Origin of the sequence: Citrobacter sp. RHBSTW-00029 (genome assembly GCF_014104295.1) — a bacterium.
Classification (GTDB): domain Bacteria; phylum Pseudomonadota; class Gammaproteobacteria; order Enterobacterales; family Enterobacteriaceae; genus Citrobacter; species Citrobacter youngae.
The window spans coordinates 4366147-4389934 of record NZ_JABXRT010000001.1 but is presented as its reverse complement, the minus strand read 5'-3'; the positions used below and the strand labels follow the sequence as shown (position 1 = coordinate 4389934).

At 53.0% G+C, this 23788-nt stretch carries 23 protein-coding genes; 13 read left to right on the top strand and 10 right to left on the bottom strand.

The window, feature by feature from the left end:
• Positions 1-242 precede the first annotated feature (242 nt).
• Complete coding sequence (locus HV041_RS21210; protein ID WP_048213654.1) at positions 243-944, bottom strand: autotransporter outer membrane beta-barrel domain-containing protein; 702 nt, start codon at positions 942-944, stop codon at positions 243-245.
• A gap of 159 nt (positions 945-1103) precedes the next feature.
• Between HV041_RS21210 and tag the strand changes: the two genes are divergently transcribed.
• On the top strand, positions 1104-1685 hold the full coding sequence (gene tag, locus HV041_RS21205) for a DNA-3-methyladenine glycosylase I (protein WP_121585186.1): 582 nt from the start codon (positions 1104-1106) through the stop codon (positions 1683-1685).
• Positions 1663-2103: an N-acetyltransferase gene (locus HV041_RS21200; RefSeq protein ID WP_121585187.1), complete on the top strand. Its 441-nt coding sequence runs from the start codon at positions 1663-1665 to the stop codon at positions 2101-2103. Before tag ends, HV041_RS21200 begins: the two co-directional genes overlap by 23 nt.
• Here HV041_RS21200 and HV041_RS21195 read toward each other — a convergent pair.
• Positions 2072-4405, bottom strand: coding sequence for a molybdopterin guanine dinucleotide-containing S/N-oxide reductase (locus HV041_RS21195; protein WP_121585188.1), 2334 nt, complete (start codon positions 4403-4405; stop codon positions 2072-2074). The genes HV041_RS21200 and HV041_RS21195 overlap by 32 nt on opposite strands.
• Before the next feature lie 159 nt (positions 4406-4564).
• Between HV041_RS21195 and HV041_RS21190 the strand changes: the two genes are divergently transcribed.
• The 6 genes from HV041_RS21190 to ghrB all read left to right on the top strand — a co-directional run bounded on the left by HV041_RS21190 (position 4565) and on the right by ghrB (position 10525).
• Positions 4565-5227 (top strand): OmpA family lipoprotein, encoded by a 663-nt coding sequence (locus HV041_RS21190; protein ID WP_003024287.1) that lies wholly within the window; start codon positions 4565-4567, stop codon positions 5225-5227.
• Between the two features lie 141 nt (positions 5228-5368).
• The gene (locus tag HV041_RS21185) at positions 5369-6385 is read left to right on the top strand and encodes a LacI family DNA-binding transcriptional regulator (protein ID WP_005133828.1); all 1017 of its coding nucleotides are present in this window, start codon (positions 5369-5371) and stop codon (positions 6383-6385) included.
• 100 nt (positions 6386-6485) lie between these two features.
• Positions 6486-7235 carry a xylose isomerase domain-containing protein gene (locus HV041_RS21180; protein ID WP_048213659.1) on the top strand — a complete coding sequence of 250 codons (750 nt, stop codon included), beginning with the start codon at positions 6486-6488 and terminating at the stop codon, positions 7233-7235.
• Between the two features lie 3 nt (positions 7236-7238).
• Positions 7239-8177, top strand: a complete 939-nt coding sequence (locus tag HV041_RS21175; RefSeq protein ID WP_048213660.1) for a sugar kinase — start codon at positions 7239-7241, stop codon at positions 8175-8177.
• Positions 8178-8247: 70 nt separating this feature from the next.
• Positions 8248-9528 (top strand): MFS transporter, encoded by a 1281-nt coding sequence (locus tag HV041_RS21170; protein WP_048213661.1) that lies wholly within the window; start codon positions 8248-8250, stop codon positions 9526-9528.
• Positions 9529-9550: 22 nt separating this feature from the next.
• Positions 9551-10525 (top strand): glyoxylate/hydroxypyruvate reductase GhrB, encoded by a 975-nt coding sequence (ghrB, locus tag HV041_RS21165; protein ID WP_048213662.1) that lies wholly within the window; start codon positions 9551-9553, stop codon positions 10523-10525.
• Positions 10526-10586: 61 nt separating this feature from the next.
• Here ghrB and HV041_RS21160 read toward each other — a convergent pair whose 3' ends face one another.
• Complete coding sequence (locus HV041_RS21160) at positions 10587-11297, bottom strand: DUF3053 domain-containing protein (protein WP_048213663.1); 711 nt, start codon at positions 11295-11297, stop codon at positions 10587-10589.
• Between the two features lie 380 nt (positions 11298-11677).
• Here HV041_RS21160 and HV041_RS21155 point away from each other — a divergent pair, with 380 nt between their 5' ends.
• The 3 genes from HV041_RS21155 to cueP all read left to right on the top strand — a co-directional run bounded on the left by HV041_RS21155 (position 11678) and on the right by cueP (position 13186).
• Positions 11678-11968: an HTH-type transcriptional regulator gene (locus HV041_RS21155; protein ID WP_048213664.1), complete on the top strand. Its 291-nt coding sequence runs from the start codon at positions 11678-11680 to the stop codon at positions 11966-11968.
• A 278-nt stretch (positions 11969-12246) separates the two neighbouring features.
• Positions 12247-12459, top strand: a complete 213-nt coding sequence (cspA, locus tag HV041_RS21150) for an RNA chaperone/antiterminator CspA (protein WP_000014594.1) — start codon at positions 12247-12249, stop codon at positions 12457-12459.
• Between the two features lie 187 nt (positions 12460-12646).
• Positions 12647-13186 carry a copper-binding periplasmic metallochaperone CueP gene (gene cueP, locus HV041_RS21145; RefSeq protein ID WP_121585189.1) on the top strand — a complete coding sequence of 180 codons (540 nt, stop codon included), beginning with the start codon at positions 12647-12649 and terminating at the stop codon, positions 13184-13186.
• 66 nt (positions 13187-13252) lie between these two features.
• Here cueP and glyS read toward each other — a convergent pair whose 3' ends face one another.
• The 3 genes from glyS to HV041_RS21130 all read right to left on the bottom strand — a co-directional run bounded on the left by glyS (position 13253) and on the right by HV041_RS21130 (position 16647).
• Positions 13253-15322 (bottom strand): glycine--tRNA ligase subunit beta, encoded by a 2070-nt coding sequence (glyS, locus tag HV041_RS21140; protein WP_121585190.1) that lies wholly within the window; start codon positions 15320-15322, stop codon positions 13253-13255.
• A 9-nt stretch (positions 15323-15331) separates the two neighbouring features.
• A complete protein-coding gene (glyQ, locus tag HV041_RS21135) occupies positions 15332-16243 on the bottom strand; it encodes a glycine--tRNA ligase subunit alpha (RefSeq protein WP_001168551.1) in 912 nt (303 codons plus the stop codon).
• Positions 16244-16338: 95 nt separating this feature from the next.
• Positions 16339-16647, bottom strand: a complete 309-nt coding sequence (locus tag HV041_RS21130; RefSeq protein ID WP_121585191.1) for a YsaB family lipoprotein — start codon at positions 16645-16647, stop codon at positions 16339-16341.
• Positions 16648-16823: 176 nt separating this feature from the next.
• Here HV041_RS21130 and HV041_RS21125 point away from each other — a divergent pair, with 176 nt between their 5' ends.
• A complete protein-coding gene (locus tag HV041_RS21125; protein ID WP_121585512.1) occupies positions 16824-17819 on the top strand; it encodes an acyltransferase in 996 nt (331 codons plus the stop codon).
• Positions 17820-17832: 13 nt separating this feature from the next.
• Here HV041_RS21125 and yiaB read toward each other — a convergent pair whose 3' ends face one another.
• The 3 genes from yiaB to xylA form a co-directional block, all read right to left on the bottom strand.
• Positions 17833-18180 carry an inner membrane protein YiaB gene (gene yiaB, locus HV041_RS21120; RefSeq protein WP_121585192.1) on the bottom strand — a complete coding sequence of 116 codons (348 nt, stop codon included), beginning with the start codon at positions 18178-18180 and terminating at the stop codon, positions 17833-17835.
• Between the two features lie 169 nt (positions 18181-18349).
• Positions 18350-19804: a xylulokinase gene (gene xylB, locus HV041_RS21115; RefSeq protein WP_121585193.1), complete on the bottom strand. Its 1455-nt coding sequence runs from the start codon at positions 19802-19804 to the stop codon at positions 18350-18352.
• Positions 19805-19876: 72 nt separating this feature from the next.
• The gene (gene xylA, locus HV041_RS21110; protein WP_048213670.1) at positions 19877-21199 is read right to left on the bottom strand and encodes a xylose isomerase; all 1323 of its coding nucleotides are present in this window, start codon (positions 21197-21199) and stop codon (positions 19877-19879) included.
• Between the two features lie 359 nt (positions 21200-21558).
• On the opposite strand from xylA, the gene xylR reads away from it, so the two are divergent.
• On the top strand, positions 21559-22737 hold the full coding sequence (xylR, locus tag HV041_RS21105; RefSeq protein ID WP_048213671.1) for a D-xylose utilization transcriptional activator XylR: 1179 nt from the start codon (positions 21559-21561) through the stop codon (positions 22735-22737).
• A gap of 90 nt (positions 22738-22827) precedes the next feature.
• Here the strand turns inward: xylR and HV041_RS21100 are convergent, their stop codons facing one another.
• Complete coding sequence (locus HV041_RS21100; protein WP_086523491.1) at positions 22828-23652, bottom strand: protein bax; 825 nt, start codon at positions 23650-23652, stop codon at positions 22828-22830.
• Positions 23653-23788 lie beyond the last annotated feature (136 nt).

Sequence of the window (23788 nt, the reverse complement as noted above, 5' to 3'; positions counted from 1 at the left end):
CCTGCATAAACAAAATGGGAAATTCTCTGCCGACAACCATACCGAAGTGCTTTTATGACCAGGAGAAAACGGCATGAAATGCCATCAGGACGGAATGAAATGCCTGGATTGCGGAATGAATGACGAGACAAAAAGTCGGGTTACTGAATTTTATTGCCGGAGTTAGTGCACGCTATCGCTGGAATGCGTGTGATTATTGATCCCGATATGTAACAGAGATGTTTTATCCCGGCTTTCTTTCGTTAAAATTTAGCGCTCACTCCCATGGTGTACAGATAATCGCTGTTATTCGTACTATTTTCTGCCTGAGAAAGTGCCGCATAGGCAGCCATATGCTGATTCAGCAGCATATCTGCACCGACAGTGACATCGACCCAGTTACCATCCTGACTCGCCGCCGCCATACGATTGAGACCCGATTGCGCCTTCCAGATATTCTCGCCAAACTGCTGGTTATAGCTGATTTGCGCCCATGACCGTACATCGCCAAACTGCGAGTCGACCCGCCAGCCCAGGGTACTGACGCTGGCATGCCACATCGGATCGGTCAGCGTTAGCGAAGTCACACTGTCGCCAAATTCGTTGTAGGTAGAGGTGGCTGAACCATCATAATGCAGGGCTGCGACGGGTCCCGTCGTCACCTTACGGGAAAGGGGAAAATTCCAGCCCACGCTCATACCGCTGGTCGCATCCAGAGCCGTTTGGTCCGCCAGATTCACCACCGGCCCCGCCACGTTCTGGGTGGAGCGAATGCGCTCTTCCAGAATGTCGTTATAACGTGGTTGGTGATCGCTGTCCCATGTATAGCGTTCCGACGTATGACCGGACAGCGCATCAACGATATATTCTTGTTGCCAGCCATATGCCGTATTGGCAAACAGCGCACAGACGATGACGTTCGCCAGAGTTAACCTCTGACGACCACTACTGTTTCTTATAATCATCAACGCGACTCCAGAAAAGAGCCGAATACGGCGATATTATTGTCATTGTTTAAAGGATATCGGGCACATGAGGCCCTGTATTAAATATTGTCTTTTTAGCGGGCGCGTCAAGGCGAGCCGAATGAAATTTTTACGCCAGTAAAAACAGCGAGGAAGAGTATGCAACGTTGCGGCTGGGTCAGTCAGGATCCACTATACATTGCCTATCATGACAAGGAATGGGGCGTCCCGGAAACCGACGGTCAAAAACTGTTCGAGATGATCTGCCTGGAGGGCCAGCAGGCGGGATTATCCTGGATAACCGTGCTGAAAAAACGGGAAAACTACCGCCGTGCTTTTCACCATTTCGATCCTGTTGCCGTTGCGGCGATGACCGAAGACGATGTGGAAAGGCTGGTGCTGGATGCCGGTATTATTCGTCATCGCGGGAAAATCCAGGCCATTATCGGCAACGCCCGAGCCTATCTGGCGATGGCGCAAAACGGTGAACCGTTTAGCGAATTCGTCTGGTCATTCGTGGATAACCAACCGCAGCTGACGCGTGCCGCCAGTCTGAGCGACATCCCCACTTCAACCCCTGCGTCAGACGCGCTTTCAAAAGCCTTAAAAAAACGCGGGTTTAAGTTTGTCGGCACCACCATCTGTTACTCCTTTATGCAGGCATGTGGCCTGGTCAACGACCATATCACCGACTGTATTTGCTACCCAGGGGGTCAACATGATTCGCCAATCAACGCCTGACGATCTGGCGCCGATTCTGGCGCTGTGGATGGAAAGCACGATTTACGCCCATCCGTTTATCGAAGAACGCTACTGGCGCGAGAGTGAGCCCATCGTGCGCGACGTCTACATGCCTGCCGCACAAACCTGGGTTTGGGAAGAAAAAGGTGAGCTAAAAGGCTTTGCCAGCGTAATGGAAGAGCGCTTTTTGGGCGCGCTGTTTGTTGCACCAGCGGCTATCAGAAATGGGATCGGCAAAGCGCTGGTACAACATGTTCAGCAGCGCTTTTCGTTGCTCAGCCTGGAGGTCTACCAGAAGAACCAATCAGCGGTAAACTTCTACCACGCACTGGGCTTTCGCATTGAAGACAGCGCATGGCAGGAAGAGACTCACCATCCAACCTGGATTATGGGCTGGCAGGCGGATCAAACGCGGTAAGTGTCAGCGTGGGCCCACTGTACTTCTCCAGCCACGCCAGCGCGGTATTGCCCGCACAGCCGTTCCCCAGCTTCGAGCTGGGGAGATCTTTGGTCAGCACGTTGACAGCACCATTTTTACAAATCCCGTCGGCGGCCGGGTCCAAATCAGGCCAGGCCCCCTCATGAATACAAATCACGCCAGGTTTGATCCCTGTCGTCACGACAGCACCCGCCAGGATATGCCCGCGGTGGTTCCACACTCTGACCGTATCGCCATCGGCAATCCCCCGCGCTTGCGCATCCTGCGGATGAATTGTTACCGGCTCCCGATCCGCCACCGCATACTGTTCGCGTAACGCACTGTAGTTGAGCTGGCTGTGCAAACGGTGAGCCGGATGGGCGGAAAGCACCTGCAGTTGGTCGGGTTCGGCATTGCCGAACCACTCATCCGGCTCCAGCCACATCGGGTGTCCTGCACAATCCACATAGCCGTAACCTGCAATTTTTGCAGAATAGATTTCAATTTTTCCACTGTCCGTTTTCAGCGGATGCGCCTGTGGATCACGGCGAAAATCAGCAAAACGGATAAACTGCGCATTGGCGGCGTTTTCCGGCATTTCGATCAGTGCATTCTTTTGCCAGAACTCAGCGAAGAGCGGCAGTGTAACCTGCTGGCTGGCACCACGCTGCGCGGCAATGTCGTAAAAAGTTTCCAGCCACGCCAGTTCGCTTTTACCTTCGGTGAATCGCTCGTAACCGCCCTGTTCCCAGCGCTCGCTAAGCTCGGCAAAAACATCAAAATCGTTGCGTGCTTCAGCCTGTGGCGGCACGACCTGCTTCATCGGCACCAGATGCTGGTTGCTGTAGTCTCCGGTCATGGTCAAATCGTTACGTTCAAAAGAGGTTGTCGCAGGTAACACGATATCGGCATGCTTCGCCGCAGCGGTCCAGAAACACTCAGAGATAACTACCAACTCCGGTTTTTGCCAGGCGCGAATCAAACGATTGGTATCCTGGTGATGCGTGAAGTTGGCGCCGCCCGCCCACCACAGCATGCGGATGTCCGGGAAATGCCGATCCATACCGTTATGCTGATAGAAACCGCCGGGGTTTTCCAGCGCCTCAACGATACGCGCCACCGGGATTTTATCCACCGCGTCGGTACCGCCTTTGAGGCTCCCTTGCATCGAAGCCAGCACCGCAGCCCGGCGCGTTGGGTTGCCACCGTTGGCAAAATGGTACGACAGCCCAAAGCCACCGCCGGGCGTGCCAATTTGACCGAGCATGGCGGCCAGCGTGACGATCATCCAGTGTTTTTGCTCGCCATACTGCTGACGCTGCATCCCCCAGCCGGCCATCAGCATGGTGGTATTTTGGTGAAATATTGCCGCAAGTTCGCGTATTTTCGCTGCCGGAATACCACAAATTTCAGCAGCCCATTCTGCCGTTTTCGCTATCCCATCGGATTCACCCAGTAGGTAGCCGGCGAACGAATCATATCCGGTTGTACAACGGGCGAGAAAATCCTCGTCGTGCCAGTCGTTTTCCACCAGCGTATGCGCGATACCCAGCATCAACGCTACATCGGTTCCCATATGCGGGGCGATCCATTCCATTTTGTCGCCAAAGAACGCCACACTTTCCGATCGCATTGGATCGATGCAGATCAATCGCTTACCGCTATCGCGCAGGGCTTCAAAGTAAGCAATACCCTGTTCGTCAGAAGCATTCCAGGCAATTTTCAGTGTATTCAGTGGGTTAGCACTCCACAGCACCACCACCTCGCTGTTCTCAAGCACCACTGGCCAGCTGGTTTGCTGCTGGTAAACTTCGTTACCGCCCACCACGTACGGCATGATCGCCTGCGCAGCCCCCGTCGAATAATCTCCCAGATGCCCGGTATAACCGCCTGCCAGCGCCATATAGCGTTGTAGCAGGGTTGCCGCTTTGTGTAACACGCCGTTAGAGCGCCAGCCGTAGGAACCGGCAAAAATCGAGGCCGGGCCGTAGCTGTCACGGATGCGTTTATGCTGCGTATGGATAAGATTCAGCGCGTCGTCCCAACTGACGCGAACAAATTCATCCTGCCCACGCACGCCCTGGGGATTCTCCGGCGAGGCGAGAAAGCCTTTACGCACCATTGGAAAACGTACCCGCGTTTTACTGTGAACCTGGTCGCGCACCACGGTTTGCAAAGAGTTGGGATGGGAAGTGGGCAGCGCGCCACGCGAGGAGAAAACCGTCTCACCATCGGTGTCGACGAGAATTGGTCCCCAGTGGGCGGCAGTTAACACCGGGTAATGTGCGGGTGAATTAGCCAAGATGGCGCTCCTGAATGCGATGTGACGGCTTAGTTATTATGCCGTTCAATGTTACTTACAAATTTCAGAGTCTTCCCTGGAATTTTCTTCATGTTCACACGTCATAATCAACCGCCACGGTCGCTGTGGCAAAGAAGAAAAAGTCATTAAGGAATTAAGATGAAGAAACGTGTTTTTGTTATTGCTGCCATCGTGAGCGGCGCCCTGGCGGTTTCTGGCTGCACAACAAACCCTTACACCGGCGAACGCGAAGCGGGTAAATCCGGCATTGGCGCGGGTATTGGTTCCCTGGTCGGCGCGGGCATTGGCGCACTCTCTTCTTCGAAGAAAGATCGCGGCAAAGGCGCCCTGATTGGTGCAGCGGCAGGTGCGGCTGTGGGTGGCGGTATCGGTTATTACATGGACGTGCAGGAAGCCAAACTGCGCGAAAAAATGCAGGGAACGGGCGTCAGCGTGACGCGTAGTGGCGATAACATCATTCTGAATATGCCGAATAACGTCACCTTCGACAGCAGCAGCGCCAACCTGAAACCTGCTGGTGCCAACACCCTGACCGGCGTGGCAATGGTACTGAAAGAGTACAATAAAACCGCCGTCAACGTGCTGGGCTTCACCGACAGCACCGGCAGCCAGGATCTGAATATGCGTCTGTCTCAACAACGCGCGGACTCCGTGGCCAGCGCCTTGATCACGCAAGGGGTTGCCGCTAATCGTATCCGCACTCAGGGCATGGGTCCGTCTAATCCGATCGCCAGCAACAGCACGGCGGAAGGTAAAGCGCAGAACCGTCGCGTAGAGATTACGTTGAGTCCTGTGCAGTAATCGTTGAGCCGGGTGGCGGCTTCGCCTTACCCGGCCTACGTTCGACATGTAGGCCCGGTAAGCGCAGCGCCACCGGGCAAATTACTTGCTTCGTCAGATTTTCCCGCTAAGGTATTCACACGAAATTCAGGGAAATCAGCGATGAGCAAATCAACACGGGCAACCATCAGCGATGTGGCAAAGGCCGCAAAAACCGGCAAGACCAGCATTTCACGCTACCTCAACGGTGAAAAGCATCTGCTTTCCGACGCGCTACTGGCCCGCATTGAACAAGCCATTGCCGATCTCGACTACCGTCCCAGCCTGATGGCCAGAGGCCTGAAACACGGTCGTACCCGCCTGATTGGCCTGATCATCGCCGATATTACCAATCCCTACTCCGTCAACGTGTTAAGCGGCATTGAAGCCGCCTGTCGTGACAAAGGTTTTACCCCGCTGGTCTGTAACACGAACAACGAAGTGGATCAGGAGCTGCATTATCTCGACCTGCTGCGCAGCTACCAGGTCGAAGGGATCGTGGTGAACGCCGTCGGGATGCGTGAAGAAGGACTGAACCGTCTGCAGCAGTCTGCGCTGCCGATGGTGCTGATTGACCGTAAAATTCCCGATTTCGCCTGTGATATGGTCGGGCTGGATAACACTCAGGCGGCAACAGTTGCCACGGAACATCTGGTCGAACAAGGTTTTGAAGCCATCCTGTTCCTCAGCGAACCACTCGGCATGGTGAATACCCGCCGCGAGCGCCTGAGCGCTTTTCGCGCCACCCTCGCACAGTACCCCGGCGTTATCGCACAAAATGCGGAAGTCCCGCTAACGGACAATACGCAACTCGATGACACACTGCGCCAGTTTCACCAGCAGCATCGTGGGATGCGCAAAGCCGTTATCTCTGCCAATGGCGCCCTGACGTTGCAGGTTGCCCGTGCGCTAAAGCGTATTGGCCTTAACTGGGGCAGCGATATCGGCCTGCTCGGTTTTGACGAACTGGAATGGGCCGAACTGGCGGGCGTTGGTATTACCACGTTGAAACAACCTACCTGGCAGATTGGCTATACCGCCGTTGAGCAGGTTGTACGCAGGATCGATGGCGGCTCTGCTGCCATTCAGGAACAGGTCTTCTCCGGCGAATTGATCGTTCGCGGCTCTACCGCCCGCTAAATTTCCTTCGTGATGGTGATCATAAATTCAACATCATAGCCTTTTCTTTGGAACCGGTTCCATCTAGCGTTATAGCAAGAACGCTAGTTTTGGAGTTTCCATGAAAAGAAAAATTATGGTGGTCACTGCCGCTTACGGCTACGACCAGGTACGCGCCGCAGGTGGGCAAACCGCCCTGCTGCCTATCATTGCCGAAGCCGGTGCTGACGGGGTTGAAATCCGTCGCGAGATGCTGACCGACGCCGAGCTAAAAACACTGCCAACCATGGCCTCTGCTGTCGAAATCTTCGGCCTGCTGGCCTGTTACTCAGCGCCTGAGCCGTTGTTCCTTGAGGACGGTAGCCTCAATCCCCGACTTCCTGCGCTACTTGAAGAAGCACAGGCCCTGCAGGCGCTGTGGCTAAAAGTCTCCCTCGGCCATTTCTCCCATACCGAACAGTTTAACGTGTTACGTGAATGGCTGGACAACAGCGGGATGGAGCTGGTTGTCGAAAACGATCAAACGTCCTGCGGACGCCTGAAGCCGATGCAGCGCTTTAACGAAGCCTGCCAGACGCAAAATCTGCCGATATCTCTGACCTTCGATATGGGCAACTGGCTGTGGGTAGGCGACGTTCCGGAAGAGGCTGCACAGCAGTTGGGCTCAAGCGTTGGATACATCCATGTGAAAGCCGCCACATCACATCGCGACAGTTACCGTGCCGTGCCGCCTGATCACGCGGAACCACGCTGGCTGGCGCTGTTGGACACGTTGCCCGCAGATGTTCCACGCGGCATTGAGTTTCCCCTGGAAGGGCAGGATTTGGCGGCGGTTACCCGTCACTACGTCGCTCTGTTACGCAAGGAGTAACACATGAAAAATTCACTGGATGTGGTCACTATTGGTGAAGCGATGGCGATGTTTGTCGCCACGCAAACCGGTGATTTGGCGGACGTGGAGCAGTTTATTAAACGCGTTGCAGGCGCTGAACTTAATGTCGCAACCGGACTTGCTCGCCTGGGTCTGAACGTAGGCTGGGTAAGCCGCGTGGGTAACGACAGTTTTGGCCGTTTTATTATTAAGTCGCTGGAGAAAGAAGGGATTAATGCGCAGGGAGTTACTCTGGACGGGCGCTACGCTACCGGCTTTCAGCTTAAATCTAAAGTCGAAAATGGAACCGATCCCATTGTGGAATATTTCCGCAAAGGTTCTGCTGCCAGCCATCTCAGCGTTGAGGATTATCACGATGGGTATTTCTCCAGCGCACGCCACCTGCACCTGAGCGGCGTTGCAGCTGCGCTGTCTGCCAGTTCATATGAACTACTGGCGCACACCGCCCGCACGCTAAAAACGCAAGGGAAGACCATCTCGTTCGATCCGAATTTACGCCCAGTGCTGTGGAAAAGCGAAGGCGAGATGGTGGAAAAACTCAACCGACTGGCATTCCAGGCTGACTGGGTTTTGCCTGGATTAAAAGAGGGCATGATTTTAACCGGTCAGCAGACACCAGAAGCCATTGCCGACTTTTATCTGCGTCATGGCGTGAAGGCCGTGATTATCAAAACCGGGGCTGATGGGGCCTGGTACAAAGCAGCGAGCGGCGAGCAAGGCTGCGTCGCACCGGTGAAAGTCGACAATGTGGTCGATACCGTCGGTGCGGGTGATGGCTTTGCCGTCGGCGTTATCAGCGCCCTGCTGGAAGGGCGCTCGCTGCATCAGGCGGTGACCCGGGGCAATAAAATTGGCGCTCTGGCCATTCAGGTCCAGGGCGACAGCGAAGGATTACCCACACGTGAACAATTAGGGGAATAAATTCCCGGCCAACTCTGTCTCTGTACCCTACATTCAGAGGCGGCGTATCAGCATAACCAGAGGGCAGTCTATGAATAGCTCAACCAATGCAGTAAAACGCTGGTGGTACATCATGCCAATCGTGTTTATCACGTACAGCCTGGCGTACCTTGATCGCGCGAACTTCAGCTTCGCTTCCGCAGCCGGCATCAACGAGGATCTCGGTATTACCAAAGGGATCTCTTCCCTGCTGGGGGCTCTGTTTTTTCTTGGCTATTTCTTCTTCCAGATCCCAGGCGCAATTTACGCCGAACGCCGCAGCGTACGTAAACTGATTTTTATCTGCCTGATTCTGTGGGGCGCCTGCGCGTCACTGACCGGGATGGTCAGCAACATTCCAATGCTTGCCGCCATCCGATTTATTCTTGGCGTCGTTGAAGCCGCGGTCATGCCCGCAATGCTGATTTATATCAGTAACTGGTTTACGAAGTCCGAGCGCTCGCGTGCTAATACCTTCCTGATCCTCGGTAACCCTGTCACCGTCCTATGGATGTCCGTCGTGTCCGGATACCTGATTCAGGCGCTGGGCTGGCGTGAAATGTTCATCATTGAAGGTTTTCCGGCCATCATCTGGGCGTTCTGCTGGTGGGTACTGGTAAAAGATAAACCGTCGCAGGTAGGCTGGTTGTCAGAATCCGAAAAAGCCGCGCTGCAGGCCCAGTTAGAAAAAGAACAGCAGGGTATCAAAGCCGTGCGTAACTACGGCGAAGCGTTCCGTTCACGTAACGTTATTCTGCTGTGCATGCAGTACTTTGCCTGGAGTATTGGCGTCTACGGTTTTGTTCTGTGGTTGCCGTCAATTATCCGCAGCGGCGGTGCCAACCTGGGTATGGTAGAGGTCGGCTGGCTTTCGTCCGTTCCGTATCTGGCCGCAACGGCGGCGATGATCCTGGTTTCATGGGCTTCCGATAAACTGCAAAACCGTAAGCTGTTTGTCTGGCCACTGCTGCTGATTGCCGCTTTCGCCTTTATTGGCTCCTGGGCCGTTGGCGCAGACCATTTCTGGATTTCTTACACACTGCTGGTTATCGCCGGTGCGGCCATGTACGCCCCTTATGGCCCCTTCTTCGCCATCATTCCTGAAATGTTGCCGCGCAACGTCGCTGGGGGAGCAATGGCATTAATCAACAGCATGGGCGCATTAGGCTCATTCTTTGGTTCCTGGTTTGTCGGCTACCTCAATGGCACCACCGGCAGCCCGTCCGCCTCATACATTTTTATGGGGGTAGCGCTTTTTGTCTCAGTATGGCTAACTCTGATCGTTAAGCCTGCTAATAATCAACAGCTACCTATTGGCGCACGCCACGCTTAAATTTTAACTTACGGAGATTCGCATGAAGCCGTCCATTATTCTCTATAAAGCGTTACCTGACGATTTACTGCATCGCCTGGAAGAGCATTTTACTGTCACTCAGGTGCCTAACCTGCGTTCAGAAACCGTAGCACAGCACGCCGAAGCCTTTGCCAGCGCGGAAGGCCTGCTGGGCTCCAGTGAAGCCGTCAATACCGCCCTGCTGGAGAAAATGCCGAAACTGCGCGCGACCTCCACCATTTCCGTAGGCTATGACAACTTCGATGTCGATGCCCTTAACGCACGTAAGGTGCTGCTGATGCACACGCCAACGGTGCTGACAGAAACCGTGGCAGACACGGTAATGGCGCTGGTGTTAAGCACCGCTCGCCGCGTGGTGGAAGTCGCCGAGCGCGTGAAGGCAGGCGAATGGACAAAAAGCATCGGAGCCGACTGGTTTGGTACCGATGTTCACCACAAGACGCTGGGCATTGTCGGCATGGGACGCATTGGGCTGGCGCTGGCGCAACGCGCGCATTTCGGCTTTAGCATGCCGATTCTCTACAACGCGCGTCGTCACCATCAGGAAGCGGAAGAACGTTTCAACGCGCGCTACTGCGACCTGGATACGCTGCTGCAGGAAGCGGATTTTGTTTGCCTGATTCTGCCGTTAACGGACGAAACCCACCATCTGTTCAGTACCGAACAGTTTGCCAAAATGAAGTCTTCTGCCATTTTCATTAACGCTGGGCGTGGCCCGGTGGTGGATGAAAACGCACTGATCGCCGCACTGCAAAGCGGGGAGATTCATGCCGCGGGCCTGGATGTGTTTGAACAAGAGCCGTTGCCGTCAGACTCACCGCTGCTGTCGTTGCCGAATGTGGTGGCGGTACCGCATATTGGTTCAGCCACGCATGAAACGCGCTATAACATGGCGGCTTGTGCTGTGGATAACTTAATTGACGCACTGCAGGGGAAAGTTGAGAAGAACTGCGTGAATCCGCAAGTGGCCAAATAACACAAAAGGCCGGGTAGCATTGATGCTCACCCGGCCTTTAATGTGTCTTACCGTACGACGATTACTGCGCGGCATTCACCGCAGCAGTCCATGCCTGATTAAATGCCTGATGCTGCGCCGCCAGCGGACCAATCAGCGTATTGTACTGACTGGCCTGTTGTGAGGTTGGGAACTGGATGCCGTTGGCGACAAAGCTCACCTGCGTATCCTGCTGCGCGATAAAATCGCCTACCTGCACCAACTGCTGCGTGAAAACTTGCGCGGCTGGGATCAGCGGCTGTAACGCCTCTGCCGGTGCGGTCACAACTTTGCTGTAAACCTGATCAAAGACAGGTTTCAGGTCATCACCCTGCTTCAGCGCGCCATGGGCAGCATCTGCCTGTAGCTTCGCATTCTGCAACTGTTGTCCTAACACACCCAGCGCGCCATTTGCCTGACGCAGCGGTTCACGCTGAGTCATATAATCCTGAGGAACACGGATTGCATTTACGCTATCAACAACCGGGCGCAGACCGGAGTCCATTGCCTGATTAACCTGCTGTGAATAGCCATAAAGAATCGCGTAATCGGACACAAACGGGCCAAACTGTTTTTTCTGATCGGCAGTCAGCGTCGGTAAACGCTCTCCGCTACGCATTGCAGTATTCTGCAGAAAATCGATAAACGCTTTGCGTTGATCGCCTTCTTTATCAAAACACCCACTCAGGCCAACTACCATTAAGAGCGCCAAAACAGGCGCAAACCAGCGAGAGCAGGACTTACCTGTCGCCATTTTAATACTCCTTTCACCCAAAAATGCGCACAACGACACCCGCGTGCCTGACGTTGACAAGGATAGTCCAGGTCAGCCCCGCAAGATACCCTTTCCGCGTAATCTTGTGGGGGAAAATAACGGTTTCCGCCGCCCTGTGTTTTGCTCAACAATGCTCCCTTCACATAGCGGCACTCTATTTTAGTCATCTTTACAATTGGAATGGTTCGATCGGAGATCCCGACCTTTATCAGTTCGTTAGCCAACTAAAGGTTGTCACCCGCGATTCGCTGAAACGAATCCACAACGCATACCTTAAATTCGCCTTCATTTTTTCCGACTACGCTTAATGAGCTTCGATGAAATTCACGATCCCGCTGTGTGATTTATAGGAGTTCTCAATGGAATACAAAGATCCTATGTTTGAACTGCTAAGCAGTCTGGAGCAGATTGTTTTTAAAGATGTATCGCAGACGGTTACCCAGACGCAAAAAACCAACCCTTTCGCTGAATTTGAACAACTACGACGAGGGACAGGTTTAAAAACAGATGATTTCGCCCGGGTGATGGGCGTAACGGTCGCGATGGTTCATGAATGGGAGTCTAAACGAGTGAAGCCATCCAGTACCGAATTGAAGTTGATGCGCCTGATTCAGGCAGACCCACGATTAAGTAAGCAGTTGATGGATTAAGTTATTTTCAAGTTTGACATAAGAGCGGTCCTGCAGAAGGGCCGTTCCTCCACTGCCAATATCCGCAAAAAAGAAAATAGTAGTTGCATCCACCTGCGTAAAATGAGTTAATGCCCTCAACGGTTTGACGTACAGACCATTACAGCAGTTAGTAAGGCAAGTCCCTTCAAGAGTTATCGTTGATACCCTCGTAGTGAGCATTTCCTTTACTGTTAAAAAATCTGTAAAGCACGCCATATCGCCGAAAGGCACACTTATTTTTTAAAAGGTAATACACTATGTCCGGTAAAATGACTGGTATCGTAAAATGGTTCAACGCTGACAAAGGCTTCGGCTTCATCACTCCTGACGATGGCTCTAAAGACGTGTTCGTACACTTCTCTGCTATCCAGAACGATGGCTACAAATCTCTGGACGAAGGTCAGAAAGTTTCCTTCACCATCGAAAGCGGCGCTAAAGGCCCGGCAGCTGGCAACGTAACCAGCCTGTAAGCTTAAAAAGCTCAAAATTCTGAATCCCTGCCCAACGGCGGGGATTTTTTTTATCTGTACTTCGAAAAACACCTCGCCCACACGCGTCTTTGCATTACTTTACCCGCCGCCCCTTTGACCTTTCCCTAAGGGCAAGCTTTATAGTGAGCCAGTCTGTATTCCACAACGTTCACAAGGAATTGAAGCTATGTCGAAATCCTCATTGCTGCTGGTTTTAGGTTTACTCACCACCGGTAGCGCGTTCGCCGCAACCCCTGAAGCCACCTTTTTGGCGGAACACGGGCTCAGCGGGAAATCCGTCGAGCAAATCGTCGACGCCATTGACCAGTCTCCTCAGAGCCGACCGCTGCCTTATTCCGCCGCCATCACCAGTACTGAGCTGAAGCTCTCTTCCGGTGAGCAGGTTTATACGCTGCCGCTCGGTGACAAGTTCTATCTCTCCTTTGCCCCGTATGAATGGCAAACCCATCCCTGTTTCAACCACAGCCTTTCTGGCTGCAAGGGAGAAATGCCCGAGAAGACCTTTGATGTCAAAGTGACGGATAGCAAGGGGGACGTTGTAGTGCAAAAAGAGATGACAAGCTATCGCAATGGTTTTATCGGCGTATGGTTGCCGCGCAATATGGAAGGCACGATTGAAGTCAGCTACAACGGCAAAAAAGCCACTCATGCCATTAAGACGATGAATGACAGCCAGACCTGTCTGACCGAATTGCAGCTGCGTTAACAGCATAAAAAAATGCCGGATAAGGCGGAGCCGCCATCCGGCATTTTCTAAGTCAGCTCAGGACCGTTACTGCAACAGCGAAATATCCGCCACGCGCAGGAACAGCTCGCGCAGTTTTTCGAGCATAGACAGACGGTTAATACGCAGGTCTTTATCCTCTACGTTCACCATCACTTTCTCAAAGAACGCGTCAACCGGTTCGCGCAGCTCAGCTAACTCAACCAGCGCTTCCTGGTAACGACCAGCAGCAAAGACAGGCTCCAGCTTATCGCGCAGCACCACAACCTGCATCGCCAGTGCAATTTCTTCCGGTTCTTTCAGCGTAGCCGCATTTACGCGGTCATTCAGCGTTTCTTCAGACTTCGCCAGAATATTCGATACACGCTTGTTGGCAGCAGCCAGCGCGGACGCCGCTTCCAGCGTACGGAAGTGCGAAACCGCCTTCATACGTGCGTCGAAATCAGCCGGACGAGTCGGACGACGCGCCAGTACGGCCTGAATGGTATCGACGGTGTAACCTTCGTCCTGATACCAGGCGCGGAAGCGACCCAGCATAAAGTCGATGACATCATCGACTACGTTGGCGTTGGTCAACTTGTCGCCATACAGACGAGCCGCTTCTTCGGTCAGCGTTTGCAGATCCAGGTTCAGGTTCTTCTCAACGATGATACGCAGCACGCCCAGCGCAGCACGACGCAGCGCAAACGGGTCTTTGTCGCCTTTCGGATGCTGACCAATACCGAAGATACCCGCCAGGGTGTCCATCTTGTCGGCAATGGCTACGGCACAGGCAACCGGGTTGGACGGCAGGTCATCACCGGCAAAGCGCGGCTGATACTGCTCGTTCAACGCCACGGCCACATCTTCCGCTTCGCCATCATGGCGCGCGTAGTGCATGCCCATCACGCCCTGAGTGTCGGTGAACTCGAAGACCATGTTGGTCATCAGGTCACACTTGGACAGCAGGCCCGCGCGGGTAGCGTGGTTAACGTCAGCGCCAATCTGTTCGGCAATCCAGCCCGCCAGCGCCTGAATACGATCGGTCTTGTCACGCAGCGTACCCAGTTGCTGTTGGAACAGCACGGTTTGCAGACGCGGCAGATGATCTTCCAGACGCTTTTTGCGGTCGGTATTGAAGAAGAATTCGGCATCAGCCAGACGCGGACGCACGACTTTCTCGTTACCAGAAATAATCTGAATCGGATCTTTCGATTCGATGTTGGCGACGAAGATAAAGTTTGGCAGCAGTTTGCCGTCGTTCGCGTATACCGGGAAGTACTTCTGGTCACCTTTCATGGTGTGAACCAGCGCTTCAGACGGCACCGCGAGGAATTTTTCTTCGAATTTCGCGGTCAGTACCACCGGCCATTCAACCAGAGAAGCCACTTCTTCCAGCAGGCTTTCGCTCAGGTCAGCGTTGCCGCCAATCTTACGTGCCGCTTCTTCGGCATCAGCCTTGATTTTTGCCTTACGCTCGGCGTAATCAGCAATGACTTTACCGCGCTGGCGCAGGATTTCAGGATACTGGTCGGCATTGTCGATGGTGAATTCCGGCTCGCCCATAAAGCGGTGGCCGCGAATCACGCGATCGGACTGAATACCCAGAATTGTTGCCGGGATGACTTTGTCGCCCAGCAGCAGCGTGACGGTGTGAACCGGACGCACGAAGTGGACGTCAGACGCGCCCCAGCGCATCAGTTTCGGGATCGGCAGCTTAGCAAGCGAAGTGGCAATCATGTTTGGCAGCAGCGTTTCTGCGCTTTCACCTTTCACATGTGCCCGGTACAGCAGCCATTCACCTTTGTCAGTGGTCAGACGTTCAGCCTGATCGACGGTGATGCCGCAACCGCGCGCCCAACCTTCTGCCGCTTTGCTCGGTTTGCCTTCCGCGTCAAACGCCTGAGCAATTGCCGGGCCGCGTTTTTCAACTTCACGGTCCGGTTGAGATTCAGCAAGGGCGGCCACTTTCAGCGCCAGACGACGTGGGGCGGCAAACCACTCTACGTTGCCGTGTGCGAGGCCAGCGTTGTCCAGCTCCGCAGTGAAGTTCGCAGCAAAGGACTCAGCCAGGCTGCGTAGTGCTTTTGGTGGCAGCTCTTCAGTGCCAATTTCCACCAGAAAAGTTTTCTCAGACATGGCCGCCTCTTATTTGTCTTTGTTGCACATCGGGAAGCCAAGGGCTTCACGGGAAGCGTAGTAAGCTTCTGCCACTGCTTTGGTCAGGGTGCGAATGCGCAGAATATAGCGCTGGCGCTCGGTGACGGAGATGGCTTTACGCGCATCCAGCAGGTTGAAGCTATGGGCGGCTTTCAGAATACGTTCGTAAGCAGGCAGCGGCAGCGGGTTTTCCAGCGCCAGCAACTGCTGGGCTTCTTTCTCGTACTGCTCGAAGCAGGTGAACAGGAAGTCCACATCGGCGTATTCAAAGTTGTAAGTCGATTGCTCAACTTCGTTCTGATGGAATACGTCACCGTAGGTGGTTTTACCCAGCGGGCCGTCGCTCCAGACCAGGTCGTAAACGCTGTCTACGCCCTGAATGTACATCGCCAGACGTTCCAGACCGTAAGTGATTTCACCGGTCACAGGCTTACATTCCAGACCACCCACTTGTTGGAAGTAGGTGAACTGCGTCACTTCCATGCCGTTCAGCCACACTTCCCAACCCAGACCCCAGGCACCCAGCGTTGGGTTTTCCCAGTTATCTTCCACGAAACGAATATCGTGAATGGTCGGATCCATACCCAGCTCTTTCAGCGAACCGAGATACAGTTCCTGAATATTGTCCGGGGACGGTTTAATGACGACCTGGAACTGATAGTAGTGCTGTAAGCGGTTCGGGTTTTCGCCATAGCGACCGTCGGTCGGACGGCGAGAAGGCTGCACATAAGCAGTCGCCATCGGCTCCGGCCCCAGCGCGCGCAGGCAGGTCATTGGGTGAGAAGTGCCCGCGCCGACTTCCATGTCCAATGGTTGAACGATGGTACAGCCCTGGCGAGCCCAGTAATCCTGTAAGGTCAGGATCAAGCCCTGGAAGGTCCTGGTATCAAACTTTTGCATATTATTTCGTGCTGGATACGTGTGGATTTAAAGGAAGCGGTCAGTATACCCGCTGGCTGCAAGATATACAGTACGAAACGGGAAAAAGGAGAAACTTAGCGCATGGAAAGGTGTAAAAACTGCCCGTCTGCGTCAAATGAGCAGACAAAACTCTCTTTACGGAAGGTAGAACCCTGCATCTCATAGCTGCCCTGGAACTGTTCGAAGCCGGTAACATCAATTTTCTGCGTACCGGTGTTATAGCGCTCCGCCGCTTCATTTTTGCACAATGCTTCCATGTCCAGCGAACGCGAAGGACTCACTTTGGCCTTTTGCGCCTTCTGCGCCGGAGCTGGCGGTTGTGGATCTGCGCAGCCTGCCAGCAGGAGAGTAATCATTGCGGGAAAGAAATACTTCATCATCATTTTATTACCCCCTGATTTGCGGGTCAGCCTTATTATTATTACTGTCTGGAAACGGGTTCTATTTTGAGAATCTCATTGGACCATCACAAGCTTTAGCGTAAAAACTCAGATTATTCCAGTGAGATACGCCCACGAAATGCCAGTCAGACTTTTTTTAAATGGAAACAGAGGAACTGATGCAGCCCAAAATTTTCTGGATTGATAACGTGCGCGGGATTGCCTGTTTAATGGTCGTCATGATCCATACCACCACCTGGTACATCACCAATGCGCAAAGCGTCAGCCCGTTAACCTGGGATCTTGCCAATGTGCTTAATTCTGCTTCACGCGTTAGCGTACCGCTATTTTTCATGATTTCAGGCTATCTGTTCTTTGGCGAACGCAGCGCCCAGCCACGACATTTTCTCCGTATTGCGCTCTGCATTCTGTTTTACAGTACCGTCGCGCTGGCCTACATCTCACTGTTTACTTCGATCAACGCCGGGTTGTCGTTGAAAAATTTGCTGCAAAAACCGGTGTTCTATCACCTGTGGTTTTTCTTCGCTATTGCCGTCATCTACCTGGTATCGCCGTTGATTCAGGTGAAAAATGTCGGCGGGAAAATGCTGTTGGCGCTGATGGTGGTGCTTGGCATCCTTGCCAATCCCAACACCGTATCGCAAAAAATTGGGGGCGTTGAGTGGCTGCCCATCAACCTGTACATCAGCGGCGATACGGTCTATTACATCCTGTACGGCATGCTGGGCCGGGCGATTGGCATGATGAACACGCAAAAACGCGCGCTCACCTGGATCAGTGCAGTGCTGTGCATCACCGCCGTGTTTGTTATCTCTCGCGGAACGTTACATGAGCTTCGCTGGCGAGGAAATTTCGCCGACACCTGGTACCTTTACTGCGGCCCTGCGGTGTTCATTTGCGCGGTCTCGCTGCTGACGCTGGTCAAAAATACTCTCTACGCACACACTATTCCCGTACTGGGCCTGATTTCCCGCCACTCATTGGGCATTTATGGCTTCCATGCGCTGATCATTCATGCGCTACGCACCAACGGTCTTGAACTAAAGCGCTGGCCACCGCTGGATATGCTATGGATTTTTAGCGCCACGCTGGCAGGAAGTCTGCTGCTTTCCACGCTATTACAGCGAATCGATACGCGCAGATTGGTCAGTTAATATTCAGTGGTCTTTACCCTTCTCGCGGGCGCAGCAGCAACATTTGCCCAAATAAACACACAAAGAATGCCACCGGGTACAGTCCCTTTTCGAGGGGGGTTAACGGGGCATTCCACACCCCCACCAACAGCAGCCCGACTGTGATGAGTGCCACCATCTGACACACAGAGGTGAAGCGTTCGTCGTTCTGATTGAGATTTTCAGCCCACTGATAAACGTACGCCACAAACATTCCCGTCATCAGCACGCCGAAAAAATACCCTTTTCCGCTCAATAACGGGCATGCCTGCCATAAGCCAATAACGTAAATCAGTGCGCCAGAGAGGAAAAATATCCATGGCAACAGCCTTGTCGTCTTCATTCGGATCTCCTTATCCTCTACCACGGATACAATATGAATAACCCACTCAAGACAATACAGAAAAACGCTATCTCACTGAGATTTCAGATTACATTCATGCACATAAATTATTGATTCAATGAAAACATACATGAGGAAAATCCCCTCTGCGCATCAGAGGGGAACACGATCAGGACATTAAGGGCAGCAATTGCTGATAGATACGACGGAAGGTTTCCCGACGTTGTTGATACCGAGCATGTTGCTCTGCATCAGGGTAATGCGCCTGCTCCAGCACCAGTTGAGGCAGTAAGTCAGTGAGTGGTTGTTGTGGATTCATCGCAATTTGCGCCAGCCGGGCTGCGCCCAGGGCAGGACCGACATCGCCCCCGGTACGGTAATCCAGCTGCAGTCCGCTGATATCCGACAACATCTGCCGCCAGTATTCACTGCGCGCCCCACCGCCAATCAGTGTAATGCTGGCGGGCTGCACGCCACAGGCATGTACCACATCCATACCATCGGCTAAGGCAAATCCCACACCTTCCAGTACCGCTCGCGCCAGTTCTGCCGGACCATGCTGATGCGTCAGACCAAAAAAGACACCCTTCGCTTGCGGGTTGTTGTGCGGCGTACGTTCACCTGAGAGATAGGGTAAAAACCAGACCGGTTCAGCCTGCTCATTTGCCTGCTGTGCGGCATCAATCAGCGCAGGTACACTTGCCATCCCGGTTAGTTTTGCCGCCCAGTCCAGGCAGGATGCCGCACTTAGCATCACGGACATCAGGTGCCACCGTTCAGGTAGAGCATGGCAAAAGCTATGGACTGCGCTTTCCGGTTTGCTGAGAAAACCGTCGCTGACCGCAAAATAGACCCCGGAAGTCCCCAGCGAGAGCATAGCCTGACCGGCATTCATCATGCCGACGCCAACCGCCCCCGCCGCGTTATCACCGCCACCCGCCACTACGGGAATCTCTGACATGCCCCAGGATTGCGCGACACAAGGCAACAGCGTTCCAGTAATCGCACTGCCCTCGTACAAGGTCGGCATATGTGCGCGAGTCAGTTGACACGCAGACAACATGACGTCACTCCAGTCACGTTTCGCGACATCCAGCCACATCGTACCTGCGGCATCCGACATATCGCTGGCAAACTCTCCGGTCATACGCAGACGCAGGTAATCTTTCGGCAGCAGAACTTTATCAACCCGGCTGAAAATGTCCGGTTCGTGGCGCTGCACCCACAGCAATTTAGGGGCGGTAAAGCCAGGCATCATCAGGTTGCCGGTGATGGCACGCGATTGCGGAACCCGCTCCTCAAGCATGACGCACTCTTCAGCACAGCGACCATCGTTCCACAGGATTGCCGGACGCAGAACCTTCTGTTGCTCATCCAGTAGCGTCGCACCGTGCATCTGTCCGGCAATCCCCAGCGCTTTCACCTCGCGAAGCGAATGCTGCTGGCCCAACGTTTTCACAGCCCGATCCGTCGCCAGCCACCACTGTTCAGGATCCTGCTCCGACCATAACGGATGCGGGCGCGAGACGGTCAGTTTCTCCGTGTGCGAGGCCACCACATCGCCCTGCTCGTTGAGCAGAATGGCCTTTACGCCTGATGTACCAAGATCTATCCCGATATACATAGGGTATCGTTCCTTAAAGAAAGGCCCGGTAGCAAATCGCTATCCGGGCTTACGGACGTACTCAGCAGTCCGTTATTTGTCGAACAAATAATGGTTTACCAGATTTTCCAGCAATTCCTGATGACCGCTCTGGTGCACCGGTGCCAGGTTATGTTGTTCAGCGTACTGCGCAATTTCCGTCAGCGTCATCTGACCTTTCAGAATTTGCTGGCCCAGCTCACCATTCCAACCGGCATAACGTTTTGCCACGCGCTGATCCAGGCCACCGTCTTCAATCATACGGGCCGCAATTTTCAGCGACAGCGCCATGGTATCCATCGCACCAATATGACCATAGAACAGATCGTATTTATCAGTACTCTGACGACGGACTTTGGCATCAAAGTTCAGGCCTCCAGTGGTAAAACCGCCCGCTTTCAGGATTTCGTACATGACCAGCGCATTCTCTTCTACGCTGTTCGGGAACTGGTCAGTGTCCCAGCCCAGTTGCGCGTCGCCACGGTTCGCATCGACGGAACCAAATAGCCCCAGAGCAATCGCCGTAGCGATTTCGTGGTGGAACGAATGGCCTGCCAGCGTGGCATGGTTTGCTTCAATATTCAGTTTGATCTCTTTTTCCAGACCGAACTGCTTCAGGAATCCGTAAACAGTCGCGGCATCGTAGTCATACTGATGTTTAGTGGGTTCCTGCGGCTTCGGTTCGATCAGTAAGGTGCCCTGAAAACCTGTTTTGTGTTTATGCTCGACCACCAGTTGCATAAAGCGGCCAATCTGCTCACGTTCCTGACGCAGGTCGGTATTAAGCAGCGTTTCATAACCTTCACGGCCGCCCCACAGGACGTAGTTTTCGCCACCTAACTTATGTGTGGCATCCATGGCAGTCACGACCTGCGTAGCCGCCCAGCTGAAGACTTCCGGATCCGGGTTAGTCGCCGCACCTGCGCCATAACGTGGGTTAGTAAAGCAGTTTGCCGTACCCCACAGCAGTTTCACGCCGCTCTGTTCCTGTTTTGCCGCCAGCACATCCACCATCTGGGCAAAGTTATTTTTATACTCTTTCAGTGACGCGCCTTCAGGCGAGACGTCAACATCATGGAAGCAGTAGTAAGGCACATTCAGCTTATGGAAAAACTCAAATGCCACATCCGCTTTACGTTTTGCCAGCGCCAATGCTTCACCCGGCTGTTGCCACGGACGGTCGAATGCCCCCATACCGAACATATCCGCGCCGTTCCAGCAGAAAGTGTGCCAGTAGCAGGCGGCAAAGCGCAGATGCTCTTCCATGCGCTTGCCCAGCACGATTTCATCAGGGTTGTAATGGCGAAATGCGAGTGGATTAGTGGATTTTGTACCTTCAAAACGAACGCGATCGAGTTGGTCAAAATAAGCCTGCATAATAAGCTCCATAATCAGGTAATACGGCAAGTAAACTGCGATACAGTCATACTGGAATTTCCTGATTTATTGCTCAATTACGTTATTTCACACCGCCATTAAGAGAATACCCAAATGTGCGCTGGCTCCCAAAAATGCACACTGAATAAGCAATTAAAAAAGCGATCGTGATCGGCTCTTCATCAATAAACAAAAAACCGTAATACACAGATAAGAAATGACAATTGTCTTCCTGGTCGGGGTGTGTGAATTTTGCGTAGCGTTACGCAAATAAGAAATTTGTCACGCTTCATCAAGTAGTCGCACCTGCGGTTTTGGTAGTATTGACAGGCCACGTTAACCTTTCAGGACAGGCTCTTATGTTTGATAAACGACACCGCATCACCCTATTATTTAATGCTAATAAAGCCTATGACCGTCAGGTGGTAGAGGGCGTAGGTGAATATTTACAGGCATCGCAATCCGAGTGGGATATATTCATTGAGGAAGATTTCCGTGCCCGTATTGATAATATCAAAGACTGGTTAGGCGACGGTGTTATTGCTGATTATGACGATGATGACATTGCGCAATTACTTGCCGATGTCGATGTTCCGATCATCGGCGTTGGGGGTTCCTACCATCTTGAAAGCGATTATCCCCCCGTCCATTACATTGCGACCGATAACCATGCACTGGTGGAAAGCGCTTTTTTGCATCTGAAAGAAAAAGGGGTCAACCGATTCGCATTTTATGGTCTGCCCTCTTCCAGCGGCAAGCGCTGGGCTGCCGAGCGTGAATATGCCTTTTGCCAGTTGGTCGCCAAAGAGAAGTACCGTGGTGTTGTCTATCAGGGGCTGGAAACCGCACCAGAAAACTGGCAACACGCCCAAAATCGACTGGCGGACTGGCTGCAAACTTTACCCCCGCAAACCGGTATTATCGCCGTGACCGACGCGCGTGCGCGGCATGTTCTGCAGGCCTGCGAGCATTTGCATATCCCGGTGCCGGAAAAACTGTGTGTTATTGGGATCGATAACGAAGAACTCACCCGTTACCTGTCCCGCGTCGCACTGTCATCCGTTGCTCAGGGCGCGCGACAAATGGGCTATCAGGCAGCAAAACTTCTGCACCGCTTACTGGCGAATGAAGAACTGCCGCTGCAACGTATTCTGGTGCCTCCGGTACGCGTCGTGAATCGTCGTTCAACCGACTATCGCTCACTGACCGATCCCGCTGTCATTCAGGCAATGCACTTTATCCGCAACCATGCCTGTAAAGGCATCAAAGTCGAGCAAGTGCTGGATGCAGTAGGGATTTCACGTTCGAATCTCGAGAAGCGCTTTAAAGATGAGGTCGGGGAAACCATCCACGCCGTGATTCATGCCGAAAAACTGGAAAAAGCGCGTAGCCTGTTGATCTCCACGACGCTCGCGATAAACGAAATTTCACAAATGTGCGGCTACCCGTCGTTGCAGTATTTCTATTCCGTTTTCAAGAAAGAATACGACACGACGCCAAAAGAGTACCGTGACATGAACAGTGAGGTGTTGCTGTAGGGGAATTGTGTCGGATGACGGTTTCGCCTTATCCGGCCTGCAGAGCGGCTCACAGGCCTGATAAGCGTCGTGCCATCAGGCCTGTGGAAATTACATATGCGCGGCGATTAAACGCTGGTTATCCTGGTACATCGCGAACAGATAGTTATTGTAACTCTGTCCTTTGGTGGAGTACCCCTTCAGCTTATGGATCATCGCGGTCGCTGTCACTTCCTGATCGGCTTTACGCAACTGCGCGCGCGATTTACGGAAGGAAGAGTATGCCGGATGCGTGTTCAGGTTAATGACATAGGCATTCACCGACTCTTTTACCGATTCAAACTGTGAGTAGCCTTTCACCTTACCGGGTGCATTGTTGCAGCGGCCTTTGACACATTTCATGCCAAACAGGTTGTTATTGCTACGCGCCAGTTTCGATGTGCCCCAACCGCTTTCAGCCGCAGCCATAGTCGCCACCATACTGGTAGGAATGATGTCTACGCGTTCAAGCAGCGTATTCCATGGAATTTTACGCGTGTTGCCAGACCAGCTCACCTTGTAGCGTTTCGCGATGTCTTTCATACGCGAACGCTCAGTCGGTGACCAGCGATTCTGGTACTGCTTTGAGATCAGCCAGTTACGGTCCGCCGTAATGGCAGCATTTTGACTGGTAATATAAGGCATAACCGTCCGGAGAAACGCTTTTTTCCTTGGTGTTCCGGAAGGGTATTTTCGCAAATCAGGAAGTGAACTACTCTTTGCACTATTGCGAGAATACTCTTGTTTACTGCTTACCTGTGTATTACTTGCCTTGATTACCTGGGGCTTATGACTCGTTGTCGCCGTGTGTGTCTTTGCCAGCACCTCACCCGAAAATGCAATGGTGAGTAACATAAGAATCATTGCCCCATATCGTCGAATGGGAGTCAATATCATTAGGTCTCCTGGTCGGATTTAAACATTCCAACACCTTATATTTTTCACAAAAATGAGAGATGAATCTCAAATCATATCAAAAATAGCCGTCAAGAGCACCCAAAGGAATAGTCCAATTCTGAAACTATGTCACGTA